This is a genomic window from Actinospineispora eucalypti, from assembly GCF_039543365.1.
Lineage (GTDB): Bacteria > Actinomycetota > Actinomycetes > Mycobacteriales > Pseudonocardiaceae > Pseudonocardia > Pseudonocardia eucalypti.
In genome coordinates, this window is sequence record NZ_BAABJP010000003.1 from 123,879 (window position 1) to 150,257 (window position 26,379).

Sequence of the window (26,379 nt, forward strand, 5' to 3'; positions counted from 1 at the left end):
GATCAGCTCCCTCGGTAGGTGGAGTAGGCGAACGGGCTCAGCAGCAGCGGCACGTGGTGGTGCTCGCCGGGCTCGGTGACCGTGAAGGTGATCGACACCTCCGGGTAGAACCCGCGCTGCCCGGTCGCCGCGAAGTAGGCGGCGGTGGCGAACACCAGCCGGTGGTCGCCCGCGGTCAGCGTGGCCAGGCCGAAGTCCCGCACCCGGCCGTCCGCGTCGGTGACCGCCGAGGCCAGCGGCTTGCCGTCGCCGAAGTCCGAGCGGTCCACTCGTTCCAGCCGGACCGGGACGCCGGCCGCCGGGCGGCCCAGCGCCGTATCCAACACGTGCGTGGTGATGCCGCTCACCGAACCGCCCTCCCGGTCGAGCCCCGGCCGGTGTTGCGTATATGTGCGCAGAGCCATAGCGTCATTTCTCCCCCTCGATCAGCTGACCCAGCCGGATCCGGTTGATCTTGGCCAGCTCGGAGCGCAGCACTTTGCGTTCGGTCGCCGGGTCGTTGTCCAACCGGTGACGCAGGTCGGCCAGCAGTTCCTCCGGGGAACGGCCGCTGGCCGCCACCAGGTAGACCTGCCCGAACCGGGCCTCGTAGTCCCGGTTGCCCTCGGCGATGGCCCGTTTCACGTCGTCCCCGGCCACCGTGACGGCGGCCTGCTCACGGGCCGAGACCTGGTCCGCGTCCCGGCGCTCGCCGATCCGGGGGTGCCCGTCCAGGGCGTGGTCGATCTCCGCCTCGGAGAGCTCGGCCAGCGCCCGCTCGGCGGCGGCGAACAGTTCCGCGTCCGAGGAGTAGGGCCGGGCGGCGGCCACCCGCCGGGTCCAGGCCGGTGAGCCGCAGCAGGCGAACAGGGCGTGTCGCGCCTTGCTCTCCGGCAAGGCATTGAAATCGGTCAACTTCATCAGAGGTTCTCGAACCGTTGCAATCGTGCGGCGTGGATGGGGTTGGCGCCGGCCACCAGGTCGTCGAACCGGTGGCTGGCGATCTTGGCGATCTCGATCAGCGCGGCGGCGTGCTCCTGGGCCGGCGAGTTGTGCAGCCGGATCTCCCCCTGGTGCAGGATCTCCTCCCGGCTGTGCATGTCCCGCACACAGACGATCAGCGGGAAGCCGAACTTCCGCTCGTACTCCCCGGTCACCCGGAGGAACTCGTCGGAGTCCTCGTCGGCCAGCCGGGTCAGCCCGACGGTGGCCTGGTCGCGCGCGGACATCTGCCCGGTCTCGCCCTCGGCCACGGCCGCCGAGCCGAGCGCCGGGTAGTGGGTCATCAGGTCCCGCTGCTGCTCGGGGGTGGCGCCGAACAGCGCGTCCTGGAACGCCCGGCGCAACGCCTGGGTGTCGGCGTACGGGCGGCGGGTGTACGCGTTCTCCGCCGCCCACACTGGCCCCTGGAAGAGCTGCCCGAACGCGGCGACGAACTCCTCCTGGCTCATCTCGTTGACCCGGTTCAGCCGGATCTCGCCGTGTCCCGGCGTGCCGGCGACCGCCGCGCCCCGCCCCTTGCCCACGTGGTGGAACAGGATGTTCAGCAGGATGGCGGTGAGGCTGCCCAGGGTGATCCCGCTGCCCAGGATGATCTGTGCCCACTCCGGCACCGCCTTGGCGATGTCCGGCTGCGCGGTGACCAGCATGGCCAGCCCCAGGCTGGTGCCCACGATGACGATGTTGCGGTGGTCGTTGAAGTCCACCCGGGACAGCGTCTGGATGCCGACCACGGCGACCGTGGCGAACATGGCCAGCGCCGCGCCGCCCAGCACCGGGTGCGGGATGCCGGCCACGATCGCCCCGGCCTTGGGCAGCATCCCGAGCAGGATCATGATCACGCCGGCCGCGACGACCACGTACCGGCTCTTGATCCGGGTCAGCCGGACCAGCCCGACGTTCTCCGCGAAACAGGTGTACGGGAACGAGTTGAGGACGCCGCCGAGCGTGGTGGCCAGGCCGTCCGCGCGCAGCGCCCGGGAGATGTCCTCCCGGCCCACCTTCTTGTCCACGATCTCACCGGTGGCGAACACGTCACCGGTGGTCTCCACGGCGGTGATCAGCATGACCACGATCATGGAAATGATGGCCGCGATGCTGAACTTGGGCAGGCCGAAGTAGAACGGCGAGGTCACCCCCACCCACGCGGAGCCGGCCACGGCGTCGAAGTGCGCGTCACCCAGCGCCCAGGCCACCAGCGTGCCGACCACCAGACCGGCCAGCACCGCGATGGTGGCCAGGAAGCCCCGGAAGATCCGCTGCATGATGACGATCAGGGCCAGCGTGCCCAGCGCGTAGGCCAGGTAGCGGCCGTTGGTCGGGTCCTTCGCGGCGCCGCCGCCCACCGCGTCCAGCGCGCCCACCGGGAGCAGCGCGATGCCGATGATGGTGATCACCGAACCGGTCACCACCGGCGGGAAGTACTTGATCAGCCGCCCGAACCAGGGCGCGATCAGGAAGGTGGCCAGGCCGGCCACGATGACCGAGCCGTAGATCACCAGCAGGCCGTCGGTGCCGCCGCCGGCCGCCATCCCGATGGCGATCATCGGGGACACCGCCGTGAACGTGACGCCCTGCAGCAGCGGCAGCCGCACGCCCACCTTCCAGAACCCCTGGGCCTGGATGATCGAGGCGATGCCGCAGGTGAACAGGTCCGCGTTGATCAGGTGGATGAGCTGCTGCTCGGACAGGCCGATGGCGCTGGCCAGCAGGATCGGCACGATGACCGCGCCGGCGTAGAAGGCCAGCACGTGCTGGAACCCGTAGACCGCGAGCTTGGGCACCGGAAGCATCTGGTCCACCGGGTGCCGGCGGCCATGCGTTTTGGGCTGGTCGGTCTTGCTGGAGGCTGATCGAGCCATCGCTGTATCACCCCAGAAGTTGGCGGCCGTCCACTAGCCATCGGGTCCGGTCCGGCCGCAATGCCGAGTTTTTCCGTGCCAGGTGGCCGCCAATTCCGAGTGGCAGCGGTGCCGGCCGTCAGAGGGGCCGGGCCGAGTGCGTCGCTGCTACGCGGCGGTGATGCTACGTGGCGTGCTGTAGAACTGTTAATTCCGTGTTGCGGAAACAAACTTCCCGCAGACGAAAAGGTTAGGTCGGGTCCGATGGTCCGTCAAGAGCTTCTCATGAGATAGCTCACCCCGGCAGTCAGCCAGAGTGGCGGATCTGGCTGAACGGCACGCCGCGGTCCACCTCGGGCTCCCGGGGCAGGCCGAGTACCCGCTCCCCCACGATGTTGCGCTGCACCTGGTCGGTTCCGCCGCCGATGGAGGTGAAGAAGGCGTTCAGCGCGGCGAAGTTGGCCGCGTCGCCGTCCGGGTTCTCCTCGCCCTCCAGCAGCGCCGCCGGGCCGACGATCTCGGTCTGCACCCGGCCGGTCTCGTGCACGATCCGGGACATCAGCAGCTTGCCGATGGACACCGCGGATCCCGACCCGCCCTGCTTGACCTCCGCCTGCACCCGCTGGTTGTTCCACCGGTTCACCGCGCGCAGCATGAGCAGCCGGGACAGGTCCTGGCGCAGCACCGGGTCGTCCAGCCGGCCGTGCCGGCGGGCCAGCTCGACCAGGTCGGCCTCGCCGCCGCCCCCGCTCCGGGTGATCACGCCGGCGTTGACCTCGCCCATCATCACCCGCTCGACGGCCAGCGCGGTCATCAGCACCCGCCAGCCGTCCCCGGGGGCGCCCAGCATGTTCGCCGCCGGCACCCGCGCGTCGGTCAGGAAGACCTCGTTGAAGTGCGCCTCGCCGGTCATCTGGCGCAGCGGCCGGACCTGGACGCCGGGCTGCTTCATGGGCAGGAAGAAGAAGCTGAGCCCCCGGTGCTTGGGCTGCTCGGGGTCGGTGCGGGCGATGAGCATCCCGTAGTCCGCCTCGGCGGCCATGGACGTCCACACCTTCTGGCCATTCACCACGTACTCCTCACCGTCGGGCACCGCGCGCGTGCGCACCCCGGCCAGGTCGGAACCGGCGCCGGGCTCGGAGTAGAGCAGGCACATGCCCACCCGGTTCTCCAGCAGCGGACGCAGCAGCTCGCCCTGGAGCTCTTTGGTGCCGTAGGCGAGCAGCGTGTTGGCCCACAGGTTGGTGCGGTCCTGGCCGGCGCCGGGGGCGCCGGCGGCGCGGAACTCCTCCTCGATCGCGGTCGCCTCGGCGTCGGTGAGGCCCAACCCGTGCGCCTCCCGGGGCCAGCGCGGCACCGCGTAGCCGGCGTCGACCACTTTGGCCAGCCAGCCCTGCCGGTCCGCCGGGTCCCAGTTCTCGGCCAGCCACGCCCTGGCCTCCTCGCGGGTGCCCATCAGGCGGTCACCTCCCGCAGGTAGCGCTCTCGATGGGTGTTCGCCGAGCCGAGCAGCCGGGCGCCGCCGCGCGCCCGGCGCAGGTAGAGGTGCGCCGGGTGTTCCCAGGTGAACCCGATGCCGCCGTGGATCTGGATGTTGTCGCTGGCCGCCCGCACGAAGGCGTCCGAGCAGAACGCGGCGGCCAGGCTGGTCGCCTCCTCGGCGTTGTCCGCGCTGTCCGCCAGTGCCCAGGCCGCGTAGTAGGCGGCCGAGTAGGCCGACTCGACGTCCACCAGGAGCTCCGCGCACATGTGCTTGACCGCCTGGAAGCTGCCGATCGGGCGGCCGAACTGGTAGCGCTGCTTGGCGTACTCCACCGCCATGTCCAGCGCGGCGCGCGCCCCGCCGGCCTGCTCGGCGGCCAGCATCACCGCGGTGGTGTCCAGCGCTCGCCGGACCGCCCGCCCGTGGTCGCCGTCCGGCGCGAGCGGGCGGGCGGGTGCGTTCCTCAGGCTGACGTCGGCCAACTTACGGGTGCCGTCCAGGGTGGCCAGTGGGGTGGTGGTGACGCCGGGGGCGGTGCGGTCGACGGCGAACACCCGCGCCCCCTGGGTGACCACGAGCAGCGTGTCCGCGTGGGCACCGTCGAGCACGTAGCGCTTCTCCCCGCTGACCGTCCAGCCGTCCGCGCCTCGCTCGGCCGCTGTCGAGGAGCTGGCCGGGTCCCAGTCGCCGGTGCCTTCGTCCAGAGCCACCGTGGCGGTGCGCTCGCCGCCGGCCAGTGCCGGCAGCAGGTCCCGGTTGGCTGAGTCGTCGGCCAGCTCCACCAGCAGCGTGCTGGCAAACACCGCACTGGACAGGTACGGACCGCAGAACAACGCCCGCCCCAGCTGCTCGGCCACCACCGCCAGCTCGACCGGCCCGGCACCGGACCCGCCGTACTGCTCCGGCACGGCCAGCCCGACCGCGCCGAGCTGCTCGGCCAGCGCCCGCCACACCTTCGGGTCCATGCCGCGCCCGGTCTCCGCGAGGGCGCGCACCGCCGCCTCGTCGCTGTGGTCGGCGAGGAACTCCGCCACCGCCGCGCGCAGGGCGGCGTGTTCTTCGCTGAAGGTGAAGGCCATGCTCCGCACGCTATTACTGACGGCTTCCGTCTGCAATTGGACGGCCGCCGGCACCCTTGACCCGGCAACGGGTTTCGCGGTACTTTCGTAAAGCAGAAAGATACTTCCATAATACGGAAAGGCGCGGATCGTGACGCCACGGTACGAGGCGAACCTGTCCATGCTGTTCACCGAGCTCCCGCTGCTGCAACGGCCGGCCGCGGCGGCCGCCGCCGGGTTCACCGCGGTGGAGTTCTGGTGGCCGTTCGGCGAGGCGGTCCCCTCCGACCGGGACGTGGACGCCTTCACCAGCGCGATCACCGACGCCGGCGTCCAGCTGGTCGGGCTGAACTTCTTCGCCGGCGACATGCCGGCCGGCGACCGGGGCGCGGTGTCCTGGCCGGCGCGGGCGGCGGAGTTCCGGGACAACATCGACATCACCGTCGGCATCGGCGAGCGGCTGGGCTGCCGGGCGTTCAACGCGCTGTACGGCAACCGGGTCGACGGGATCGACCCCAACGAGCAGGACGAGCTGGCGGTGGCCAACCTGGCCGAGGCCGGCCGGGCCGCCGCGCGGATCGGCGGCACCGTGCTGATCGAGCCGGTCAGCGGCGCGCCCCGCTACCCGCTGCGCACCGCCGCCGACGCCATCGCGGTGATCGACCGCGTCGCCTCGGAGACCGGCGTGCGCGCCCTCGGCTTCCTGTGCGACCTCTACCACCTGGCCACCAACGGCGACGACCTGGACAAGGCGATCGCCGAGTACGGCGACCGGGTGGCCCACGTGCAGATCGCCGACGCCCCCGGCCGCGGCGAGCCCGGCACCGGCGACCTGAACCTGACAACCCACCTGGCCGCCCTGACCACCCGCGGCTACACCGGCTGGGTAGGCCTCGAATACAAGCCGACCACAACCACCGAAGCCAGCCTCGCCTGGCTCCGCCAGCACCCGTGAGTGAGAAGTATGGCTATAGCCACACTTCTCACTCACAGGCACCGGAGGTGCATATGACCACCGTTGGATTCATCGGGCTCGGGATCATGGGCGGGCCGATGGCGGGACACCTGGTGAAGGCCGGGTTCGACGTCGTGGGGTACAACCGCACGGCGGCGAAGGCGCAGCCTCTGGTGGAGGCGGGGGGCCGAGGCGCGCCGTCGATCGCGGACGCGGTGCGGGATGCGGACATCGTCGCGATCATGGTGCCGGACTCGCCGGACGTGCGGGCGGTGCTGGCCGGCGAGGACGGGGTGTTCGCGCACGCCAAGCCGGGCACGCTGGTCATCGACTTCTCCAGTATCCGCCCGGACGTGACCACCGAGCTGGCCGAGCAGGCCCGCGCCGCCGGCTTCCGGCTGTTGGACGCCCCGGTGTCCGGCGGCGAGGCGGGCGCGAAGAACGCCGCACTGTCCATCATGGTCGGCGGCGCGGCGGAGGACTTCGCCGCCGCCCGGCCGGTGTTCGACGCGGTGGGCAAGACCGTGGTGCACGTCGGGCCGAACGGCGCCGGGCAGACGGTCAAGGCGGCCAACCAGCTGATCGTGGCCAGCAACATCCAGGCCCTGGCCGAGGCGGTCACCTTCCTGCGGGCGTACGGGGTGGACCTGGAGTCGGCGCTGGAGGTGCTCGGCGGCGGGCTGGCCGGGTCGGCGGTGCTGAACCAGAAGAAGGGCAACATGCTGTCCGGCGAGTTCCCTCCCGGCTTCCGCATCGAGCTGCACCACAAGGACATGGGCATCGTGAACAGCGCGGCCCGCGAGGCCGGCGTGGTGCTGCCGGTCGGCGCGCTGGTCGCCCAGCTGATGGCGTCCGCCCTCGCGGTCGGCGACGGCGGGCTGGACCACTCCGCGCTGCTGCGCGGCGTCGAACGTCTCTCCGGTCGAGAAGGGACCTAAAAAGATGCCGAAGATGCGCGCCGTCGACGCCGCCGTCGCCATCCTGGAACGCGAGGGCGCAACGCAGGCCTTCGGCGTTCCGGGCGCCGCGATCAACCCGCTCTACTCCGCGATGAAGGCCCACGGCGGGATCCGGCACGTGCTGGCCCGGCACGTGGAGGGCGCCTCGCACATGGCCGAGGGGTACACCCGGGCCCGGGCCGGCAACATCGGCGTGTGCATCGGCACCTCCGGGCCGGCCGGCACCGACATGATCACGGGGATGTACTCGGCCGCCGCCGACTCCATCCCGATCCTGTGCATCACCGGGCAGGCGCCCCGGGCGCGGCTGCACAAGGAGGACTTCCAGGCGGTCAACATCTCGGAGATCGCCAAGCCGCTGTGCAAGATGGCCATGACCGTGCTGGAGCCGGCCCAGGTGCCCGGGGCGTTCCAGCAGGCGTTCCACCTGATGCGCTCCGGCCGTCCCGGCCCGGTGCTCATCGACCTGCCGCTGGACGTGCAGCTGTCCGAGATCGACTTCGACCCGGACACCTACCAGCCACTGCCGGTGTACCGGCCGGCGGCCAGCAGGGCGCAGGCGGAGAAGGCGTTCGACCTGCTGGCCGGCGCCGAGCGTCCGGTGATCGTGGCCGGCGGCGGCATCATCAACGCCGACGCCGCGCGCGAGCTGGTGGCGTTCGCCGAGGTCACCGGGGTGCCGGTGATCCCCACGCTGATGGGCTGGGGCGCCATCCCGGACGACCACCCGCTGATGGCCGGCATGGCCGGGCTGCAGACCGCGCACCGCTACGGCAACGCCACGCTGCTCGAGTCCGACCTGGTGCTGGGCATCGGCAACCGGTGGGCCAACCGGCACACCGGCGGCCTGGACACCTACACCGAGGGCCGGCGGTTCGTGCACATCGACATCGAGCCCACCCAGATCGGCCGGGTCTTCGCCCCGGACTACGGCATCGCGTCCGACGCCAAGGCCGCGCTGACCCAGCTGCTCGAGGTGGCGCACGCACGCAAGGGCTCCGGGCAGCTGCCGGACTGGTCCTCCTGGGCGGGGGAATGCGCGGAGCGCAAGCGCACCCTGCACCGGCGCACCGACTTCGACGACAAACCGATCAAGCCGCAGCGGGTCTACCAGGAGATGAACGCGGCGTTCGGCCGGGACGTGCGGTACGTGACCGCGATCGGGCTGTCCCAGATCGCCGCCGCGCAGTTCCTGCACGTGTACCACCCCCGGCACTGGATCAACTGCGGCCAGGCCGGGCCGCTGGGCTGGACCGCGCCGGCCGCGCTGGGCGTGGTCGCGGACGACCCCTCCCGGCCGGTGGTGGCGCTGTCCGGTGACTACGACTTCCAGTTCATGATCGAGGAGCTGGCGGTCGGCGCCCAGTTCAACCTGCCCTACCTGCACGTGGTGGTGAACAACGCCTACCTCGGGCTGATCCGGCAGGCGCAGCGGGCGTTCGACATGGACTACGCGGTGCAGCTGTCGTTCAAGAACGTCAACTCGCCGGAGACCGCCGACTACGGGGTGGACCACGTGCGGGTCGCCGAGGGCCTGGGTTGCAAGGCGATCCGGGTGACCGAGGCGTCGCGGCTGGCGGAGGCGTTCGCCGAGGCGAAGGAGCTGATGGCGTTGCACCGGGTGCCGGTGGTGGTAGAGGTGATACTGGAGCGCATCACCAACATCTCGATGGGCACCGAGCTGGACAACGTCACCGAGTTCGAGGAGCTAGCGAGCTAGTGCTGGATCTGGTGTTCCGGGCCGCGCGGGCGGTCCTCCCGGGCGGCGAGCGAGCCGTCCAGGTGGGTGTGGCGGACGGCCGGATCGCGGCGATCGTGCCCCTGTCCGCGCCGCCGCTGGCCGCCGCCTCGGCCGTCACCCTGGCCGACGACGAGGTGCTGCTGCCCGGGCTGGTGGACGCGCACGTGCACGTCAATGAGCCGGGCCGCACCGAGTGGGAGGGCTACGCCACGGCCACCGCCGCCGCGGCCGCCGGCGGGGTCACCACCATCGTGGACATGCCGCTGAACAGCATCCCGGCCACCGTGGACGTGCCCTCGCTGGCGGTGAAGCGGGCGGCCGCCGCCGCGGCCCAACCCTGGGTGGACGTGGCGTTCTGGGGCGGCGCGGTGCCCGGCAACGCGGGCGAGCTGCGGGCGCTGCACGACGCCGGGGTGGTCGGGTTCAAGTGCTTCCTGCTGCCGTCCGGGGTGGACGAGTTCCCGCCGCTGGACCCGGCCGGGCTGCTCGAGGCGATGACCGAGATCGCCTCCTTCGGCGGCCTGCTGATCGCGCACGCCGAGGACGAGGCGGTGTTGGCCGCCGCACCGTCTCTGCCGACCGGCGGAGCGCGGCGGTACGCGGACTTCGTGGCGTCCCGCCCGGCGGCCGCCGAGGACAGCGCCATCGCGCTGCTGCTGGACACCGCCCGGCGCACCGGTTGCCGCACGCACATCGTGCACCTGTCCTCCGCGTCGGCGTTGCCGGCGATCCGGGCCGCCCGTTCCGCCGGATTGCCCCTCACCGTGGAGACCTGCCCGCACTACCTGACCCTGCGCGCCGAGGAGGTGCCGGACGGGGCGACCCAGTTCAAGTGCTGCCCACCGATCCGGGACGACGCCAACCGGTCACGGCTGTGGGACGCGCTGCGCGCCGGGGATATCGACATGGTGGTCTCCGACCACTCACCCTGCACCCCGGAGCTCAAGCTCCTGGACGCCGGCGACTTCGCCGCCGCCTGGGGCGGAGTGGCCTCCCTGCAACTGAGCCTCCCCGTGGTCTGGACCGAGGCGGCAAAACGCGGCGTCCCCCTGACCGAGGTGACCCGCTGGATGGCGTCGGCCCCCGCCGCCCTCACCGGCCTGACCGACCGGGGCCTCATCGCGGTGGACCGCCAGGCCGACCTCTGCGTCTTCGCCCCCGACACAACCTGGACCATCGACCCGGCCGCCCTCCGCCACCGCCACCCGGTAACCCCCTACGCGAACCGCGAGGTCACCGGCCAGGTCCGCGCCACCTACCTCCGAGGCGCCCCCACCGCCCCCAACGCCGGCGCTCTAACCCACGCCGATTCAGTCACTTCAGCACGGTGATTCAGTCACTTCAGCAGACCGAAGGAGATCAATGACCGAGTTCACCCGCCTCGTCGACCTTGCCTCCCGCCGGCTGGGCGGCAGCGTGGTCGCCGCGAACGACGAGCTGTTCGCCGAGCGGGAGAACCTGATCAAGCCGGAAGACCCCTCCCACTCGGTCTACACGTTCGGCCACAAGGGCCAGGTGTACGACGGCTGGGAGACCCGGCGGCGGCGTGAACCGGGGCACGACTGGGCGATCGTGCGCCTGGGCCTGCCCGGCGTGGTGCACGGCGTGGTGGTGGACACCGCGTTCTTCACCGGCAACTACCCGCCGGAGATCTCGGTCGAGGGCGCGGCGGTGGACGGCCACCCGTCGCCGGCCGAGCTGTCCGACGCGGACTGGTTCGAGCTGGTCGCGCGGTCGGGGGTGAAGGGCGACAGCCGCAACCCGTTCGACGTGATCGACACAGCCGCCGACCGGTACGTCACCCATGTGCGGCTGAACATCTTCCCGGACGGCGGGGTGGCCCGGCTGCGGGTGCACGGCGAGCCGGTGGCCGACCCGCGCTTCCTGAGCGCCGGCGCGGTGGACCTGGCGGCGCTGGAGAACGGCGGCGACGTGGTCGGGTGCAGCAACATGTTCTACTCGTCGCCGCGCAACCTGATCTCCCCCGGCCGCGCCGCGGTCATGGGCGAGGGCTGGGAGACCGCGCGCCGGCGCGACGACGCCAACGACTACGTCGAGGTGCGGCTGGCCGGGCCGGGCTCGGTGCGCCTGGCCGAGTTGGACACCAGCCACTTCGTCGGCAACGCCCCGGGCTGGGCCAGCCTGCGGGGGCGCGTCCCCGGGTCGTCCGAGTGGGTCGAGCTGCTCCCCCGCCAGCGGCTGCAGCCAGACACCCGGCACCGGTTCCGGCTGCCCGGCGGGCCGGAGGTGGAGCTCGTCCGGCTGGACGTGTACCCCGACGGCGGGATGGCGCGGCTGCGCCTGTACGGCGACATGTCCGCGCACGGCCGGGCCGGGTTGGCGGCGCGCTGGTTCGACCGGTTGCCCCCGGCGTTCGCGCTGCGGGTGCTGGCCGAGGAGGCCGGGCTGGACCGGGCGGCCGCCGCCACGCTGGTCGCCGCCCGCCCGCTGGCCGGCTCGGCCGAGGTACCGGCCGAGGTGCGCGCGCTGGCCGGAGCTTGACCTCTACGTTAGTTGAGGTTCTAGCGTCTGGTGCATGACGACCGAGGCAGTGAGGGAGCCGGGTGGGCTGACCCGGACGCGGTGGGCGCCGGTGGTGGCGCTGGGTCTGGGCATGCTGGTGGTGACCTCGGAGATGACCATCTCCGCCGTCGCCCTGCCCAGCATCGGCGCCGACCTCGGCGCCAGCCCGGCGACCACCGCGTGGGTGCTGCTGGCGTACTCGCTGCCCATGGCCGCCATCGCCATCCCGGCCGGTCGGTGGGCCGACCGGGCGGGAGTGCGCGCCGCGTTCCTCGCCTCCATGGCCGGTGTCGGCGTGGCCAGCGTGCTGTCCGCCCTCGCGCCCACCATGCCGCTGTTGCTGGCCACCCGGGTGCTCCAGGGGTTGGCCGGCGGGTTGATCGTGTGCGTGTACATGCCGCTGATCACCTGCTCGGTGCGGGAGAACCAGCGGGGCAGCGCGATCGGCTACATCATCATGATCATGACCCTGGGCGGGGTGGCCGGGGCGCCCATCGGCGGGCTGGTGGCCAGCGAGCTGGGCTGGCGCGCGGTCTTCCTGATCAAGCTGCCGCTGCTGGTCGCGGTGCTGTGGTTGGGCGCGCGCACGGTGCCCACCGGTGGTGGACGGGGGCTGCCGGTGCCGGACCGTTCGCTGGTGCGCGAGGCGGCACTGCTCGGCGGAGCGGTGACCGGGCTGCTGGTGGCGTTCGACAAGTTCGCCACCCGGCCCGTGCTCGCCGCCGGGCTGGCCGCGCTCGGCATCGGGCTGGCGGTCGGCTGGAGCCGGCTGGCCAGCGCGCGGCCGATGGTCGCCCTGGTCCGCCGGCCCGCGTTCGGCGGCACGCTGGTCACCCTGTTCACCATGAGCCTGTCCGCCGGCCTGCTGTTCTTCCTGCTCCCCTACTTCATCGCCGACGTGCTGCACGGCAGCCCGGAGACCACCGGGTTGGCGCTGCTCTGCTACATCGGCGCGATCGCGCCGACCTCCCCGCTGGCCGGGTTGCTCACCGACCGGTTCGGCCCGCGCCTGGTGATCGCCACCGGCGCCGCGCTGAGCGTGGCCGGCATGCTCTCCATGCTGTCCCTCGACGCCGGGGCCTCACTGGTCGACCTGGGCTGGCGCCTGGCGCTGTTCGGGGTGGGTGCCGGCCTGTTCAACACGGCGGTCAACACCGCCACCCTCGGCGCCGCTCCGCCCGGAATGGCCGGCTCGGCCGGCGGGGCCAGCATGACCGCCCGCTCGGTGGCGATGACCATGGGCTCCTCGGTCGCCGCACTGGGTTGGACGCTCGCCGGTGGCGGTTCACTGGGTTTCCGCGTCGGCGTCCTGGGCCTGGCCACCCTGGCGGTGGCCGGCATCTTCGCCTACCTCACCCTGACCCGCCGCCCGCGCCAGAAGTAACTGAATCAGCCTGCTGGAGTCACTGAATCAGCGTGCTGAAGTGACTGAATCAGGTGGGTGGGGGTGTCAGTCCTCGTCGTCGTCATCTTCGTCGTCATCGTCGTCGCCGTCGCAGGTGATGGTGGGGGACGGGCGGTAGGTGACGGTGCGGGTCTCCGAGCGCACCTCGCCGGAGCGCAGGTCGCGCAGGGTGCGGGTGTCGGTGGCGGTGAAACCGGGCGCGCCCTTGCTGGGCTTGCAGGAGTCGCTGTCGCTGCTGTGCGAGTCCGGCGAGGTCTGGTTGCGCCGGGCGCCGGTGGCCGAGCTGACCTCGTAGACCTTGGTGCCGAGCAGCTTCACGGTGAGCGAGGACGGGGTCCAGATCGTGCGGATCACCACGGCGCCCGGGGTGTCGTTGCGGAACTTCACGTCGATCACGTCATTGAACACGGTGGCTTCCCGGGCGACCGGGTAGCGACTGATGTAGTAGCTGTGCTCCTTGTGCTCGATGTCCACCATGCCGGCGAAGTAGGCCGCGTTGAACAGCGTGGTGGCCACCTGCGACACCCCGCCGCCGATGCCGCGCGCCGGCTCGCCGTCCTCGATGATGCCGGCCTCCACGAAGCCGTTCGCCGCGTTGCGCGGGTTGGTCGCCCCATTCAGGCTGAACGTCTGCCCCGGCCGAACCACCTTGCCGTTGATCATCTCGGCGGCGCGCCGGATGTTGCGGCCGGAGTCGGCGGCGAACCCGCCGGTGGTGAAGGTGCTCATCTCCCCGGCGTCCAGCACCTTGCGCAGTTCCTCGGTCGTGACGCGAGCCGGCTGGGCCTGGTAGACCACGGTGAGCTCGCGGGGCCCGTCGGTGCGGGACAACACCCCGCCGAGGTCACGGAAGGTCGCCGGGTAGTCGATCACCCGGCCGTCCTGGGCGGGCACCACGGTCAGCGCGCCGGCGGAGAACCCGATCGACGCGTCCCGCCCGGGCCGGTCGGTGGCGGCCAGCGGCCCGGACACCGCCCTGCGCACCACGTCCAGGTCCAGGTCCGGCACCAGGCCGCGCGCGCCGTCCACCCGGAAGCGCAGCGCCGCCGCGATCTCCGAGGGCTCCAGGGTGGCCCGGGCGCCGTCCCCGACCAGGGTCAGCGGGCCGGACACCGCCGGCCCGGCCACCTCGGCGACCAGCCGGTCGACGTCGGCGGCGCTGGCCGTCGCGGGTTGGTCCACCACCGGCAGCGAGACCGGCGCACCGGCCAGCCACCGGTCGGCGACCGCTCGCACGGCACCGGGCAGGTCCAACTGGTGCCCGCCGGTCGGGTACACGGGTACCGGCGTCAGCCCGGTGAACCGCACCGACCCCTCCACCGGCGGCTTGCCCACCCGCTGGCCGAGCTGGTCCAGCGCGGCGCCGGCGCGGACGTCGTCCACCCGGCTGACCACGCCGACCTCCCGGTCGCCGAACAACGAGCCGATCCGGGTGAACGGGTTCACCGGCTGGTCCATCGCGCGAGCGACGGTGGCCGGCCAGTCCACCTCGAGCCCGGCGGCCAGCGGGTCGAGCTCGCCGCGTTCCGTCCCGGCGACCAGTTCCACCGGCTTGGTCAGTCTGGGCGCCAGTGCCGCGCGCAGGGTCTGTTCGGCCTCGGCCGCGCCCAGCCCGCCCAGCCGCACCCCGGCGGCCACCACGTCGCCGGGCACCCGGTCGTACCCGGACACCAGGTCGACCACGTACAGCGCGGAGAGAAAGGCGAACGCGACGCCGCCGATCAAGGCGCCGCGGTACCGGCCGAGCGCCGCGTCCAGGCGCCACCAGTTCTCCGGGAGCTCGACGGGTAACACGCGGGGCACCTCCGAATGTTAAGGAGGCCCATCCTCTCAGGGCGGGTCAGCCGCGCAGCCGGGGGTAGGCCCGCCAGACCCTGTCGATCTCGGCCAGCTGACCTGGCGAAAGATCTTCTTGTGGATCCAGGCACCAGCGGCCGGCCAGCACACCCTCCCGGACCAGCACCTCGTGGATGCCCGGGATGCAACCGCGGAAGCCGTTCGCCGCGTCGAACACCGCCGCGTTGGCGTCGGTGAGCTGCGCCCCCAGCTCCAACAGGTCCGCCGGAATCGGCTCACCCGCCGTGACCAGCCGGCGGATCCGGGCGTGCAGCGCCACCGCGCCGGCCGTCCACACAGCGAACTGGCCGAGCAGCCCACCGACGATCCGGGCACCCCCGGGCAGCGGGGTGACCAGGTCGGCCACGATCGCGTCGTCGTTGCCGGTGTAGAGCGCGACCTCCCCGGCCCGGCCGGACGCGAGGACCCCGTGTACCACGTCCAGCGTGCGGTACCGGTCGAACGGCGCGATCTTGATCGCCCGAACGGCCGGCAGCGAAGCCAGCTCACGCCAGAACGGGACGCCGAACGCCCGGCCGCCCACCGCCGGCTGCAGGTAGAAGCCGAACACCGGCAGCACCTCGCCCACCGCCCGCAACCCGGCCAACACCTCCGGCTCCGGAACGTCCCCCCAGGAACTGGCCGCGACCAGCGCCAGGTCGTAGTCCAGCCCGGCGGCCAGCTCCGCCTCCCGGACCGCCCGCCCGGTCGGCCCGAGCACCCCGGCAACCTTGATCACCGACGGGTCGGCCCCACGCAGCTCCTCGGCCGCCAGCTCGAGCACCGGCCGGTACAGCCCGACCGCCGGGTCGTGGATGGCGAACTGCGTGGTGTGCACGCCCACCGCCACCCCGCCGGCGCCGGCGTCCAGGTAGTACCGAGTCAACGCACGCTGGCGTTCCTCGTCCAGCTTCCGGTCGGAAGTCAGCGCCAGCGGGTGCGCCGGGATCACCCGGCCGTCGCGCAATGCGTCGGCCACCGCGCGTTCCACCTCAGAACACCCCGCCGCGCTGCTCGAACTTCGTCGGCTTGCCGTGGCTGGGCCCGCCGGCGGCCACCCACTGGGCCGTCCAGTCCAGTATCCGTTCCAGCGGGACCGACGGGTAGCCGAAGCGGGCCATGCAGCGGGCGGAGTTGGACAGCAGCGCGGTCGGCGCCTCCTCGCCGGTGATCACCGGCATCCGGCCCAGCCGCCGGCCCAGCTCGTGGGCCAGCCAGCGCACCGAAACGGTCTCCGGACCGGTCACGTTGAGCACGTCCGGCGGCGAGGCGCAGTGCCGCAGCGAGCGCAGGGTGACCGCGTTGACGTCGCCCTGCCAGAGCACGTTGACGCTGCCCATGGTGACGTCCACCGGTTCGCCGGCTTGCACCGCGCGGGCGATGTCGTGCAGCACGCCGTAGCGCAGGTCGATCGCGTAGTTCAGCCGCAGGATGGACATCGGTGTGCCGCGCTCCCGCGAGACGTGCTCGAGCAGCCGCTCCCGGCCGAGGCAGGACTGCGCGTACTCGCCGACCGGGCCGGGCGGGGTGCCCTCGTCGGCCCCGCCGGAGCCGGCCGGCGTGAGCGGGTAGACGTTGCCGGTGGAGAACGCCACGATCCGGGATCCGGCGAACCGCTCGGCGACCAGGGCCGGCAGGTAGGTGTTCACCGCCCAGGTGGTCCACTCGTCGCCGTGCGTGCCGAACTTCCGGCCGACCAGGTAGATCACGTTCGCCGCGTCGGGCAGCGCGCGCAGCGCCGCCGGGTCGGCCAGGTCGGCGGGGATCGTCTCGATGCCGGCGTCGGCGAAGTCGGCGCGCCGGCCGGGCTCGGCGAACCGGGACACCGCGATCACCCTGCGTTCGCGGCCCGGGTCCGGGCCGCGGTCCGGGGCGCGGTCGAAGGCCAGCCGGGCCATCCGCGCCAGGCTCAGCCCGAGCTTGCCCCCGGCGCCGAGCAGCAACAGGTTCCCGGGCAGCCCGGCCAGGTCGGTGATCACCGCCTCGGTGGGCTGCCAGAGGTGCCGGTCCAGTTCGGCGAGCGGGTCAGTGGCCGGGTCACTCACCGAGGAAGCGGTTCCTTCCCGCGACCAGGGCGGCGATCTTTCCGTCCGCAACCGACCGGGGCAGGATCCAGAACCCGCAGTCCGGATGCACGTAACGGATCCGCCCGACGCCGCCCAGCCAACCGGCCGCGCGCTCGATCCGCCCGGCGACGCGGTCGGCCGTCTCGATCTGGGTGTCCTTGATGTCGATCACGCCGACTCCGAACTTCAGGTCGGGCACCTCGGCGAGCACCTTCAGGTCGTCCACGTCGTGCCGGGCCGCCTCCAGCACCACGTGGTCGGCCCGCAGCGCGGCGAAGAACGGCAGCAGCTCGCGCATCCGCCCGGACTGCACCCGCTGCCCGCCGTAGTTGCCGAAGCACAGGTGCACGGCGGGCGTCCCGGGCACGGCGTCGAGCACCCGGTTGATCACGTCGGCGGCCAGTTCGGCGTCCTGGGGGCGGCCGGGCACGTTGGCCTCGTCCACCTGGACCACCTCGGCGTCGATCTCCGCCAGCTGTCCGGCGAGCACGTCGGCCAGCGCCAGGGCCAGGGTGCGCAGGTCCCCGTAGTGGTCGTCCAGCAGCGTGCGGGCCAGCATGTAGGGGCTGGTCACGGTGAACTTGAGCGGCCCGGTGGCCAGCGCGCGGGCCACCCGGTAGGCGCCGACCAGGTCCAGCGTGCCCTCGTCGAGCGGCCCGGTGACCACCCCGGCCGGCCGGGCGCGGAAGCCCATGTGGGCCTGCGCGGCGAACCGGGCCGCGTCCGCCCGGCCGACCGCCGAACGCACCCCGCCCAGCGGCCGCACGAAGTACTCGATCATGCCGTTGGTCTCGGGGTGGTTGATGTCGAACCGGGACAGCTCCCCGTCGGTGAGCAGGTCCACGCCCAGCCGGTGCTGCAGCGCCAGCACCACGGCGGCGGCGTCGTCGAGCGCCTCGCGGGACGGCGCCGCGCGCAGCCAGGACGGCACCGGGTAACTGCCCACCAGCGTCGTCTCGATCACTGGGCCAGTTCCTCCAGCACTCGCTGCTTGGTCTCGATGCCCAAGGCGGCCATCACCGCCAACCCGACCAGTGCCACCAGCCCGAACGCCAGGAACACGCTGCCCAGCCCGAGGCCGGCGCCGAGCAGCGTGCCCACCAGGATCGGGCCGATGGTGCTGGCCACCCGGTTCAGGCTGCTGCCGGTCGCGGTCGCCCAGGCGCGCATCCGGGTCGGGTACAGCTCCGGGGTGTACAGGTAGAGCCCGGCGGTCACCGGGCTGATGCCCAGCCCCATCAGCAGGCCGGCCACGAACAGCACCGGCCACGCCGTCGCGCCCAGCGCGATCGCCACGCAGCCGAACACCCCGCCCAGCACGGCCAGCGCGAACCCGCCGACGAACCACGGCTTGCGGCCGACCCGGTCCACGGTCAGCGCAAAGATGTAGATCTCCACCAGGTAGATCGCGCTCACCACGGCGGTAAGCCCGAGCGCGCTCCCGGTGGGCAGCCCGCCCAGCTTCACGTACAGCGTGGGCAGCCAGGTGGAGAAGCCGTAGAGGATGAAGTAGCCGCAGAACCAGGTCACCCAGGACAGCGCGGTCCGGCGGCGGTAGGCCGGGCTGAACAGCTCGCCGAACCGGGTGGGCTTGACGTCCGCCGGCGACTTCACCTCCGGCTCCTCCAGGGTGACGCCGCGCGCCCGCGCGTCCGCCTCCATCTCGTCCAGCACCTTGCCCGCGTCCTGGGTGCGGCCGCGTTCGGCCAGCCAGCGCGGCGACTCGGGCAGCTTGTAGTACGCGACCACGGCGACCACGACCGGCAGCGCGCCGAACACGAACAGCAGCCGCCAGCCCAGTTCCTGGCCGAACAGCTGGAAGAACAGCAACCCGATCAGCGGGGCCAGCAGGATGCCCCAGCTGAAGATGCTCTCGTACATCATCACCGCCCGGCCCCGGCTGCGGCCGCGCACGAACTCGTTGAACAGCGCGCCGGCGATCGGCACCTCGGCGCCCAGCCCGATGCCCTGCAGCAGCCGCAGCACCAGCAGCGACTCGAAGCTCCAGGCGAACGCGGCGGCCAGGCTGAGCAGGCCGAAACAGGCCAGCGAGCCGATGAAGGCCAGCCGCCGGCCGTACCGCTCGGCCAGTGCGCCCAGCGAGATCGCGCCGATGAACTGGCCGACGTACGCCGCGCTGATCAGCAGTCCGGCGCTGCCCAGCTGGACCTGGAAGGTGTTGATCACCACGGTCAGCACGACCGCGATGACCAGCGAGTCGAACGCGTCGAAGAACGTGCCGGTGCCCAGCAGCGAGGCCACCCGCAGGTGCACCCGCCCGAACGGCAGCCGTTCCAGCCGCGCCACGGTGTTGTCGGCCGCTGTCTTTTCTCCACCGGTGGTGCTCATGTTCCCGCCTTTGGGTTGCTACACCAGTTCGCTTCGGTACCGCTCGATGATCAGGTCCAGCGCCTCGGCGCCGGGCCGGGCCCACAGCTCGTCGTTGAAGATCTCCACCTCGACCGGCCCGGTGTAGCCGGCGGCTTCCACCAGGTCGCGCATCTCGGCCAGCCGGATGCACCCGTCGCCCATCAGCGCCCGGCCGGTCAGCACGCCGGCCGGCAGCGGGGTGACCCAGTCGGAGACCTGGAACGCGACGATCCGGCCCCCTTCCCCGGCGCGGCGGACGGCCGCGTCCAGCTCCGGGTCCCACCAGACGTGGTAGGCGTCCACCACCACGCCGACCGCCTCGGCCGGGCCGGCCCGCTCGGCCAGCTCCACCGCCTGGCCCAGGGTGCTGACCACCGATCGGTCCGAACAGAACATCGGGTGCAGCGGCTCGATGCCCAGCCGCACCCCGCGCTCGGCCGCGTAGGGCGCCAGCTCGGTGATCGCGTCGGCGACCCGTTGCCGGGCGGTTCTCAGGTCCAGGTCTTGGAGGCCGCCGCAGACCAGCGCGAGTACGTCGGTTTCCAGCGCGGCGGCTTCGTCGATCGCGCGGCGGTTGTCGTCGAGATTGTGTTCCAAGTTGCGGTCCAGGCGGGTGAAGAAGCCGCCCCGGCACAGCGAGGTGACCTCCAGCCCGGCGTCCCGCACCAGCTCGGCCGCGCCGGCCGCCCCGTACGCCTCGACGTCGTAGCGCCACAGGCCGACGCCGGTGATGCCGCGCACCGCACAGCCGTCCACCAGTTCCGGCAGCTTCCACTGCTTGACCGACTCCCGGTTGATGCTGAGGCTCACTGGTCCACCCCGCCCGTGCGCAGCAGCGCGCGCATCCGCCCGGCGGCCAGCTCCGGGTCCGACAGCAGGCCGGCCGCGTCGGCGAGCACGAACAGCTCCCCGAGGTGCGGCAGCGAGCGGGCGCTCTGGGCGCCGCCGACCATCTGGAAGTGGCTCTGGTGCCCGGCCAGCCAGGCCAGGAAGACGATGCCGGTCTTGTAGTGGAAGGTCGGCGCCTGGAAGATCCACCGGGCCAGCGGCACGGTCGGCGCGAAGATCTCTTGGTATTTTTCGGCGTCCCCCTCGTCGAGGGCGGCCAGCGCGGCGGCCGCCGCCGGGGCGATCGGGTCGAAGATCCCGAGCAGCGCGTCGCTGTGACCCTGGTCGTCGCCGAGGATCAGCTCCGGGTAGTTGAAGTCGTCGCCGGTGTAGCAGCGCACCCCGGCCGGCAGCCGGCGGCGGATGGCCACCTCGCGCTCGGCGTCCAGCAGGGACACCTTGACCCCGTCGATCTTGTCCGGATGGCCGGCGACGATCGCCAGGAAGGACTCGGTGGCTGCGTCCAGGTCGGCCCCGGCGCCGCCCCAGTAGCCGGCCAGCGCCGGGTCGAACATCGGCCCCAACCAGTGCAGCAGCACCGGCCCGCGCACCTGGTCCAGCAGCGCGCCGTACACCTTGGCGAAGTCCTCCGGGCCGCGCGCGGCGGCGGCCAGCGCCCGGCTGGCCATGATCACCGGGGTGGCCCCGGCGTCCTCCACCAGCTCGAGCTGCTCGGCGTAGGCGCGGTGCACCGCGTCCAGGTCGTGCTCCCCCGGCGGAAGCTGGTCGGTGCCGACGCCGCAGACCAGTGCGCCGCCGACCGCGCGCGCCTCTCTCGCGCTGCGCCTGATCAGCTCGGCGGTGGTCGCCCAGTCCAGGCCGGCGCCGCGCTGCGCGGTGTCCATCGCGTCGGCCACGCCCAGCCCGTGCCGCCACAGGTGGTGCCGGAAGGCCAGGGTGGCGTCCCAGTCCAGTGCGGCCGGGCGGCCGGGGGTGTTGTCGGCCAGCGGGTCGGCCACCACGTGGGCCGCGGCGTAGGCCACGCGCTCGCGCGTGGCCCGTGAGTGGCGAGTAGCGCCATAGCGGTACTCGCCACTCACGAGCCGATGCGGGCGCAGCCCGCCATCGGCATGCGGCAGGATCAGCGTGGTCACAGCTGGGGCACCTCGAGGCGTCGGCCCTCGGACGCCGAGCGCAGGCCCAGTTCGGCCAGCTGCACGCCGCGCGCGGCCGAGGTGAAGTCGAACTCCCAAGGGCCGTCGGCGTACAGGTGCCGCAGGAACAGCTCCCACTGCGCCTTGAACCCGTTGTCGAAGTCCTCGTTGTCCGGCACCTCGGACCACTGCGCGCGGAAGTCCAGCGGGTTGGCCACGTCCGGGTTCCACACCGGTTTCGGGGTCGCCGAACGGTGCTGCGCCCGGCACCGGCGCAGTCCGGCCACCGCGCTGCCCTCGGTCCCGTCCACCTGGAACTCGACCAGCTCGTCCCGGAACACCCGGACCGCCCAGGAGGAGTTGATCTGCGCGATGGCCCCGCCGTCCAGCTCGAAGATTCCGTAGGCCGCGTCGTCGGCGGTGGCCGCGTAGCGGCTGCCCTGCTCGTCGACCCGCTCGGGAATGTGCGTCGCGCACAGCGCCTGCACCGACCGCACCCGGCCGAACAGGTTGTGCAGCACGTACTCCCAGTGGCAGAACATGTCCAGGGTGATGCCGCCGCCATCCTCGGTGCGGTAGTTCCAGGACGGGCGCTGCGCGGACTGCCAGTCCCCCTCGAACACCCAGTAGCCGAACTCGCCACGCACCGACAGCAGCCGGCCGAAGAACCCGCCGTCCAGCAGCCGGCGCAGCTTGCGCAGGCCGGGCAGGAACAGCTTGTCGGCCACCACGCCGGTGCGCACGCCGGCCCGGTCGGCGGCCGCGGCCAGCTCCCGCGCCACGTCGAGCCGCTCGGCCAGCGGCTTCTCCGCGTACACGTGCTTGCCGGCCTCGATCGCGCTGGTGATCGCCTTCTCGTGCAGCTGGGTGGTCTGCGCGTCGAAGTAGATCTGCACGTCCGGTTGGGCCAGCGCCTCGTCCAGGCTGGTGGTGTAGCGGTCGAGGCCGTGCCGGGTGGCGATGGCGCGCAGCTTGTCCTCGTTCCGCCCGACCAGTACCGGCTCCGGCCACAGCACCTGGTCCCCGGCGGCCAGGCCGCCCTGCTCGCGGATAGCCAGGATGGACCGGACCAGGTGCTGGTTGTAGCCCATCCGGCCGGTAACCCCGTTCATCGCGATGCCGACGACGCGTCGCTCCATGCACTGGCCCCTCTCGGCGCCGGGCCGCCCCCTTCGTTGCGGTGTGGCCCGGCCCGGCGCCTCGCCTCGGTGAGGATTCGTAAATCTTACCCTCAATCGGAAAGCGCTTTCCGGTAAGCGCTTTCCAGCACGCTAGACTCCGGGAACCGAAGGGTCAAGGGGGCGGCGATGGATACTCACGCCGGGCGCTACGTCACGTTGGAACAGGTGGCGAACGCGGCCGAGGTTTCCCTGGCGACCGCGTCCAGGGTGCTCAACGGCGGCGACCGGGTGGTCCGCGCCGAGCTGCGCGACCGGGTGCTCGCCGCCGCCCGGAAGCTCCGCTACGTGCCGAACGCGCACGCCCAGGCGCTGGCCGGCGGCGCGACCACCACGGTCGGGCTGGTCATGCACGACGTGAGCGACCCGTACTTCTCCTCCATCACCCGGGGGGCCATCGAGGTGGCCACCCGGGGCGGCGCGCTGGTGATGCTGGGCAGCACCTTCCGCTCGCCGGAACGCGAGATCGAGTACGTCTCCGCGCTGCGCGCCCAGCGCGCCCGGGCCATCCTGCTGGTGGGCAGCGGGTTCGCCGACCCGGAGTACCAGCGGGCCATGCGCACCGAGCTGGAGAACTACCGGGACGCCGGCGGGCGGTACGCGTTCGTCAGCCACCACGACCTGCCCGGCGACGCGGTACTGCCGGAAAACCGGGCGGGCGGGGCGGCGATCGCCCGGGCGCTGCTCGAGCTGGGCCACCGCCGCTTCGCGGTGGCGTCGGGCCCCCGCACGCTGACCACGGTGGCGCACCGGCTCGGCGGCTTCGCCGCCGAGCTGGCGTCGGCCGGCATCCCGGAGTCCGACCTGCTGGTGATCGAGCGGGACTTCACCGAGGACGGCGGCTACGCGGCGGCCCGCGAGCTGGTGGCCGCCGGGATTCCGGCCACCGCGCTGTTCTGCGTCACCGACGTGATGGCCATCGGCGCCCTGATGGCCCTGCGCGAGCACGGCGTGCCGGTGCCGGAGCGGCTGTCCCTGGTGGGCTTCGACGACATTCCGATCGTGCGCCACCTCTCCCCCGCGCTGTCCACCGTCGCGCTGGACCTGAACCGGATGGGCCGCGAGGCGATGCGCCTGGTGCTCACGGACGCCCCGCCCGGACCCCCGCGGCGGGTACGCATCCCGGCGGAGCTGGTGCTGCGGGAGTCCACCGCGGCACCGCCGGGCTGACTACACCGCCCGGCGCACCCGGGGCCGGCGCGCGGACCGCAGCCCGGCGAGCGCCGCGCCGGTGAGCACCAGCAGCGCCGCCCCGCCGATCCACCCGGACCACTTCGCCACCTCCCGGTACGCCTCGCCGGCCAGCCAGCCGAAGCCGACCTGCCCGCTGCCCCACAGCGCCGCCGAGGGCACGCTCCAGGGCGCGAACCGGCGGTAGGACCACCCGCCCGAAGCGGCCAGCCGGGGCATCAGCGTGCGCGAGATGACCACCCACTGGCACCCGGCGATCGCCGGCCCGCCCCACCGGCGGAGGAACTCGCCGTCGTGCGGCAGGGGCCGGCCGCTGATCCGTTCGGCCAGCCGGACCACGCGCTCGTGCAACCCGGATCGGCGGCCGCGCAGGTAGCCGACCGTGCTGCCGGCCAACGCGGCGCACAGGCCGGTGAACATGGCCGGCGCCAGCTCGACCACGTCCAGCCGGGCGAAGAAGCCCAGCGCCAACAGGCCGGTCGCGCCCGGCAGCCACATGGTCCAGATGAATGCGGACTCGGCGGCCACGGCGGCGCCGACGATGAGCAGAAGCAGACTTGGGGAAACCGAACCGAGCAGCTCATCCCAGCTCGGCATGCGGTTTCACCCGCCGACACACGTAGGTCACCGCCGGAGGAAGGTTGCGCCACACACTGGTGGTCATCAGCACCTCATCAAAATGCGATCGCAACATTGCGCGAAATCGGCGGGCCGGTCGACTTGGCAAGGCATGCAGGTAAGCAAATGTGGTGAATACCCCCTCCGGGTCCAGCACCGAGGCGACCTCGCCCAGGATCTGACGCTGCCGGTCGGTGTCGAAGACCGCCCAGGGCAGCCCGCTGACCACCGCATCCACCCGTTGGATGCCGCGCTCCGCGAGCAGCGCGCGCAGCTCGCCGGCATCGCCGTGCACCACGTCCAGCGGAACCTGGTTCGCGCGCAGGTACTCGACCAACTGCTCGTCGATCTCCACTCCGATGTGCCGCACGCCCACCGGCAGCCGCCGGTGGATGGCGGCGCTGACCGGCCCGGTGCCCGGCCCCAGCTCCACGACCGTGGTGGCCGAACGGGGCACCACCGAGGCCAGCCGTTCGGCCAGCGGGACGGAGCTCGGCGCGAACGCGCCGACCGTTGCGGGCCGGCGGGCGACGACCGACATGAACGTCAACAGCTCACGAGTTGGGTTGAACACGACGGTAGTGTGCCGTCGCGGCCGGCTCGGCGCTTCGTGATCCAGGCCGCCCCGGCCGACCAGGACGACGAACCGGCTCGTGCTATAGCACGAACCCGATCGAGCGCGCCGGGGCCGGGCATAGGCTGCGAGTGACGAAGGGGGCCGGACATGCCGGAGAACAACTTTGACGTAATTGTCGTCGGCATGGGGCCCGGCGGGGACTTCATGGCCGGCCGGCTGGCCGAGGCGGGACTGTCGGTACTCGGGGTCGATGCACACCTGGTCGGCGGCGAGTGCCCGTACTACGGCTGCATCCCGAGCAAGATGATGATCCGCGCCGGAAACGCGCTGGCCGAGGCGCGGCGGGTACCGGCGCTGGCCGGCTCCGCCCAGGTCAGCGCGGACTACACGCCGGTCTCCCGGCGGATCCGCGACGAGGCCACGACCAACTGGGACGACCAGATCGCGGTGGACCGGTTCGAGAGCAAGGGCGGCCGGTTCGTCCGGGGCCGGGCCCGCCTCACCGGCCCGCGCACGATCCGGGTGGGCGACCAGGAGTTCACCGCGAGCCGGGCGATCGTGCTCAACACCGGCACCAGCCCGGTCGTGCCACCGGTACCCGGGCTGGCGGAAACACCCTTCTGGACCAACCGGGACGCGGTGCGCGCGGAGGCCGCGCCGGCGTCACTGGTGGTGCTCGGCGGCGGCGCAATCGGCGTGGAGATGGCTCAGGCGTTTGCCAGGTTCGGCAGCAAGGTGGACGTGGTGGAGCGGGCCGACCGGCTGCTGGCGCTGGAGGAGCCGGAGGCCAGCCAGGTGGTCGCCGACGTTCTCCGCGCGGAGGGGCTGGGGGTGCACACCTCGGCCGGCGTGGAGGCGGTCTCCCACTCCGGCTCCGAGTTCACCGTGCGCCTGCCCACCGGCTCGCTGCGGGCCGAACACCTGCTCGTGGCCACCGGGCGCACCGCGCACCTGGCCGAGCTGGGCCTGGACACCGTCGGCGTGGACGGCGGGCAGCGCTTCGTGCCGACCGACCGGCGGATGCGCGTGGTGGACGGCGTCTACGCGATCGGCGACATCACCGGCAAGGGCGCGTTCACCCACATGTCCATGTACCACGCCGGCATCGTCGAGCGGGACATCCTCGGCGAGGACCCCGACTTCACCGCCGAGCACCACGCCGTGCCCCGGGTGACCTTCACCGATCCCGAGGTCGGCGCGGTCGGGCTCACCGAGGCGCAGGCCCGGGAGGCCGGCCTGGACGTGCGGACCAGCGTCACGCCGATGTCCGCCACCACCCGCGGCTGGATCCACGGCCCGGGCGGCGACGGGTTGATCAAGCTGGTCGAGGACGCCGTGGCCGGTGTGTTGGTGGGCGCCACCTCGGTCGGGCCGAACGGCGGCGAGGTGCTCTCCGCGCTCACCGTCGCGGTGCACGCCCGGGTGCCCACCAACCGGCTGCGCCGGACGATCTTCGCCTACCCGACCTTCCACCGAGGCCTGGAGACCGCCGTAGCCGAGCTGCACTGATCACCCGCACGCACCCGGAACGCTCTCCCCCGAGTACTGCCGACGACGCTATGGCTCTGCGTGGAAAACTGCCACATGGGCAAACGTGACCAGCAGAGCAAGGGCGAAA

At 72.4% G+C, this 26,379-nt stretch carries 23 protein-coding genes; 8 read left to right on the plus strand and 15 right to left on the minus strand.

Annotated features, from left to right (window positions below):
• Positions 1-2 precede the first annotated feature (2 nt).
• From uraH to ABEB12_RS04925, 5 genes are all read right to left on the minus strand, one after another.
• On the minus strand, positions 3-347 hold the full coding sequence (uraH, locus tag ABEB12_RS04905) for a hydroxyisourate hydrolase (RefSeq protein WP_185066067.1): 345 nt from the start codon (positions 345-347) through the stop codon (positions 3-5).
• Positions 348-408: 61 nt separating this feature from the next.
• On the minus strand, positions 409-900 hold the full coding sequence (gene uraD / locus ABEB12_RS04910; RefSeq protein ID WP_185064760.1) for a 2-oxo-4-hydroxy-4-carboxy-5-ureidoimidazoline decarboxylase: 492 nt from the start codon (positions 898-900) through the stop codon (positions 409-411).
• Entirely contained in the window at positions 900-2,840 is a 1,941-nt protein-coding gene (gene uraD, locus ABEB12_RS04915; protein WP_345702571.1) for a 2-oxo-4-hydroxy-4-carboxy-5-ureidoimidazoline decarboxylase, read from the minus strand. Before uraD (ABEB12_RS04915) ends, uraD (ABEB12_RS04910) begins: the two co-directional genes overlap by 1 nt.
• 286 nt (positions 2,841-3,126) lie before the next feature.
• Positions 3,127-4,275: an acyl-CoA dehydrogenase family protein gene (locus ABEB12_RS04920; protein ID WP_185064759.1), complete on the minus strand. Its 1,149-nt coding sequence runs from the start codon at positions 4,273-4,275 to the stop codon at positions 3,127-3,129.
• Entirely contained in the window at positions 4,275-5,381 is a 1,107-nt protein-coding gene (locus ABEB12_RS04925) for an acyl-CoA dehydrogenase family protein (RefSeq protein ID WP_185064758.1), read from the minus strand. The genes ABEB12_RS04920 and ABEB12_RS04925 overlap by 1 nt, the downstream gene beginning before the upstream one ends.
• Before the next feature lie 160 nt (positions 5,382-5,541).
• On the opposite strand from ABEB12_RS04925, the gene ABEB12_RS04930 reads away from it, so the two are divergent.
• The 6 genes from ABEB12_RS04930 to ABEB12_RS04955 are packed head-to-tail and all read left to right on the plus strand — an operon-like array spanning position 5,542 to position 12,922.
• Complete coding sequence (locus ABEB12_RS04930) at positions 5,542-6,315, plus strand: TIM barrel protein (RefSeq protein ID WP_185066065.1); 774 nt, start codon at positions 5,542-5,544, stop codon at positions 6,313-6,315.
• Positions 6,312-7,253 (plus strand): 2-hydroxy-3-oxopropionate reductase, encoded by a 942-nt coding sequence (locus tag ABEB12_RS04935; RefSeq protein WP_345702572.1) that lies wholly within the window; start codon positions 6,312-6,314, stop codon positions 7,251-7,253. The genes ABEB12_RS04930 and ABEB12_RS04935 overlap by 4 nt, the downstream gene beginning before the upstream one ends.
• A gap of 4 nt (positions 7,254-7,257) precedes the next feature.
• Entirely contained in the window at positions 7,258-8,994 is a 1,737-nt protein-coding gene (gcl, locus tag ABEB12_RS04940; RefSeq protein ID WP_185064756.1) for a glyoxylate carboligase, read from the plus strand.
• Between the two features lie 2 nt (positions 8,995-8,996).
• The gene (gene allB / locus ABEB12_RS04945) at positions 8,997-10,346 is read left to right on the plus strand and encodes an allantoinase AllB (RefSeq protein WP_221498821.1); all 1,350 of its coding nucleotides are present in this window, start codon (positions 8,997-8,999) and stop codon (positions 10,344-10,346) included.
• A gap of 31 nt (positions 10,347-10,377) precedes the next feature.
• Positions 10,378-11,517 (plus strand): allantoicase, encoded by a 1,140-nt coding sequence (gene alc / locus ABEB12_RS04950; RefSeq protein WP_185064754.1) that lies wholly within the window; start codon positions 10,378-10,380, stop codon positions 11,515-11,517.
• A 34-nt stretch (positions 11,518-11,551) separates the two neighbouring features.
• Positions 11,552-12,922, plus strand: a complete 1,371-nt coding sequence (locus ABEB12_RS04955) for an MFS transporter (RefSeq protein ID WP_185064753.1) — start codon at positions 11,552-11,554, stop codon at positions 12,920-12,922.
• A 66-nt stretch (positions 12,923-12,988) separates the two neighbouring features.
• Here ABEB12_RS04955 and ABEB12_RS04960 read toward each other — a convergent pair whose 3' ends face one another.
• From ABEB12_RS04960 to ABEB12_RS04995, 8 genes are read right to left on the minus strand one after another with little or no spacing between them, the layout of a single operon-like run.
• Positions 12,989-14,737: a VanW family protein gene (locus ABEB12_RS04960; protein WP_185064752.1), complete on the minus strand. Its 1,749-nt coding sequence runs from the start codon at positions 14,735-14,737 to the stop codon at positions 12,989-12,991.
• Positions 14,738-14,783: 46 nt separating this feature from the next.
• Positions 14,784-15,770 carry a dihydrodipicolinate synthase family protein gene (locus ABEB12_RS04965; RefSeq protein WP_185064751.1) on the minus strand — a complete coding sequence of 329 codons (987 nt, stop codon included), beginning with the start codon at positions 15,768-15,770 and terminating at the stop codon, positions 14,784-14,786.
• A 1-nt stretch (position 15,771) separates the two neighbouring features.
• Positions 15,772-16,824 carry an NAD-dependent epimerase/dehydratase family protein gene (locus ABEB12_RS04970; RefSeq protein WP_185064750.1) on the minus strand — a complete coding sequence of 351 codons (1,053 nt, stop codon included), beginning with the start codon at positions 16,822-16,824 and terminating at the stop codon, positions 15,772-15,774.
• A complete protein-coding gene (locus tag ABEB12_RS04975) occupies positions 16,817-17,809 on the minus strand; it encodes a uroporphyrinogen decarboxylase/cobalamine-independent methonine synthase family protein (protein ID WP_185064749.1) in 993 nt (330 codons plus the stop codon). Before ABEB12_RS04975 ends, ABEB12_RS04970 begins: the two co-directional genes overlap by 8 nt.
• On the minus strand, positions 17,806-19,194 hold the full coding sequence (locus ABEB12_RS04980; RefSeq protein WP_185064748.1) for an MFS transporter: 1,389 nt from the start codon (positions 19,192-19,194) through the stop codon (positions 17,806-17,808). Before ABEB12_RS04980 ends, ABEB12_RS04975 begins: the two co-directional genes overlap by 4 nt.
• Positions 19,195-19,212: 18 nt before the next feature.
• A complete protein-coding gene (locus ABEB12_RS04985; RefSeq protein WP_185064747.1) occupies positions 19,213-20,025 on the minus strand; it encodes a TIM barrel protein in 813 nt (270 codons plus the stop codon).
• Positions 20,022-21,197, minus strand: a complete 1,176-nt coding sequence (locus ABEB12_RS04990; protein ID WP_185064746.1) for a DUF993 family protein — start codon at positions 21,195-21,197, stop codon at positions 20,022-20,024. Before ABEB12_RS04990 ends, ABEB12_RS04985 begins: the two co-directional genes overlap by 4 nt.
• On the minus strand, positions 21,194-22,336 hold the full coding sequence (locus ABEB12_RS04995; RefSeq protein WP_185064745.1) for a Gfo/Idh/MocA family protein: 1,143 nt from the start codon (positions 22,334-22,336) through the stop codon (positions 21,194-21,196). Before ABEB12_RS04995 ends, ABEB12_RS04990 begins: the two co-directional genes overlap by 4 nt.
• A 168-nt stretch (positions 22,337-22,504) precedes the next feature.
• Between ABEB12_RS04995 and ABEB12_RS05000 the strand changes: the two genes are divergently transcribed.
• A complete protein-coding gene (locus tag ABEB12_RS05000) occupies positions 22,505-23,545 on the plus strand; it encodes a substrate-binding domain-containing protein (RefSeq protein ID WP_185064744.1) in 1,041 nt (346 codons plus the stop codon).
• On the opposite strand, the gene ABEB12_RS05005 is transcribed toward ABEB12_RS05000, so the two are convergent.
• Positions 23,546-24,163 (minus strand): hypothetical protein, encoded by a 618-nt coding sequence (locus ABEB12_RS05005; protein ID WP_185064743.1) that lies wholly within the window; start codon positions 24,161-24,163, stop codon positions 23,546-23,548.
• On the minus strand, positions 24,147-24,758 hold the full coding sequence (locus ABEB12_RS05010) for a class I SAM-dependent methyltransferase (RefSeq protein WP_345702573.1): 612 nt from the start codon (positions 24,756-24,758) through the stop codon (positions 24,147-24,149). Before ABEB12_RS05010 ends, ABEB12_RS05005 begins: the two co-directional genes overlap by 17 nt.
• 150 nt (positions 24,759-24,908) lie before the next feature.
• Between ABEB12_RS05010 and ABEB12_RS05015 the strand changes: the two genes are divergently transcribed.
• The gene (locus tag ABEB12_RS05015) at positions 24,909-26,270 is read left to right on the plus strand and encodes an FAD-dependent oxidoreductase (RefSeq protein ID WP_185064742.1); all 1,362 of its coding nucleotides are present in this window, start codon (positions 24,909-24,911) and stop codon (positions 26,268-26,270) included.
• The last annotated feature ends 109 nt before the right edge of the window (positions 26,271-26,379 follow it).

Excerpts from the sequence above, each read along its gene's own strand:
- ABEB12_RS04980 (WP_185064748.1), bottom strand. The coding sequence starts at position 19,194 with ATGAGCACCACCGGTGGAGAAAAGACAGCGGCCGACAACACCGTGGCG.
- ABEB12_RS04995 (WP_185064745.1), bottom strand. The coding sequence starts at position 22,336 with ATGGAGCGACGCGTCGTCGGCATCGCGATGAACGGGGTTACCGGCCGG.
- ABEB12_RS05000 (WP_185064744.1), top strand. The coding sequence starts at position 22,505 with ATGGATACTCACGCCGGGCGCTACGTCACGTTGGAACAGGTGGCGAAC.
- uraD (WP_185064760.1), bottom strand. The coding sequence starts at position 900 with ATGAAGTTGACCGATTTCAATGCCTTGCCGGAGAGCAAGGCGCGACAC.
- ABEB12_RS05015 (WP_185064742.1), top strand. The coding sequence starts at position 24,909 with ATGCCGGAGAACAACTTTGACGTAATTGTCGTCGGCATGGGGCCCGGC.
- ABEB12_RS04955 (WP_185064753.1), top strand. The coding sequence starts at position 11,552 with ATGACGACCGAGGCAGTGAGGGAGCCGGGTGGGCTGACCCGGACGCGG.
- gcl (WP_185064756.1), top strand. The coding sequence starts at position 7,258 with ATGCCGAAGATGCGCGCCGTCGACGCCGCCGTCGCCATCCTGGAACGC.
- alc (WP_185064754.1), top strand. The coding sequence starts at position 10,378 with ATGACCGAGTTCACCCGCCTCGTCGACCTTGCCTCCCGCCGGCTGGGC.
- ABEB12_RS04930 (WP_185066065.1), top strand. The coding sequence starts at position 5,542 with ATGCTGTTCACCGAGCTCCCGCTGCTGCAACGGCCGGCCGCGGCGGCC.
- ABEB12_RS04920 (WP_185064759.1), bottom strand. The coding sequence starts at position 4,275 with ATGGGCACCCGCGAGGAGGCCAGGGCGTGGCTGGCCGAGAACTGGGAC.
- ABEB12_RS05005 (WP_185064743.1), bottom strand. The coding sequence starts at position 24,163 with ATGCCGAGCTGGGATGAGCTGCTCGGTTCGGTTTCCCCAAGTCTGCTT.
- uraD (WP_345702571.1), bottom strand. The coding sequence starts at position 2,840 with ATGGCTCGATCAGCCTCCAGCAAGACCGACCAGCCCAAAACGCATGGC.
- ABEB12_RS04925 (WP_185064758.1), bottom strand. The coding sequence starts at position 5,381 with ATGGCCTTCACCTTCAGCGAAGAACACGCCGCCCTGCGCGCGGCGGTG.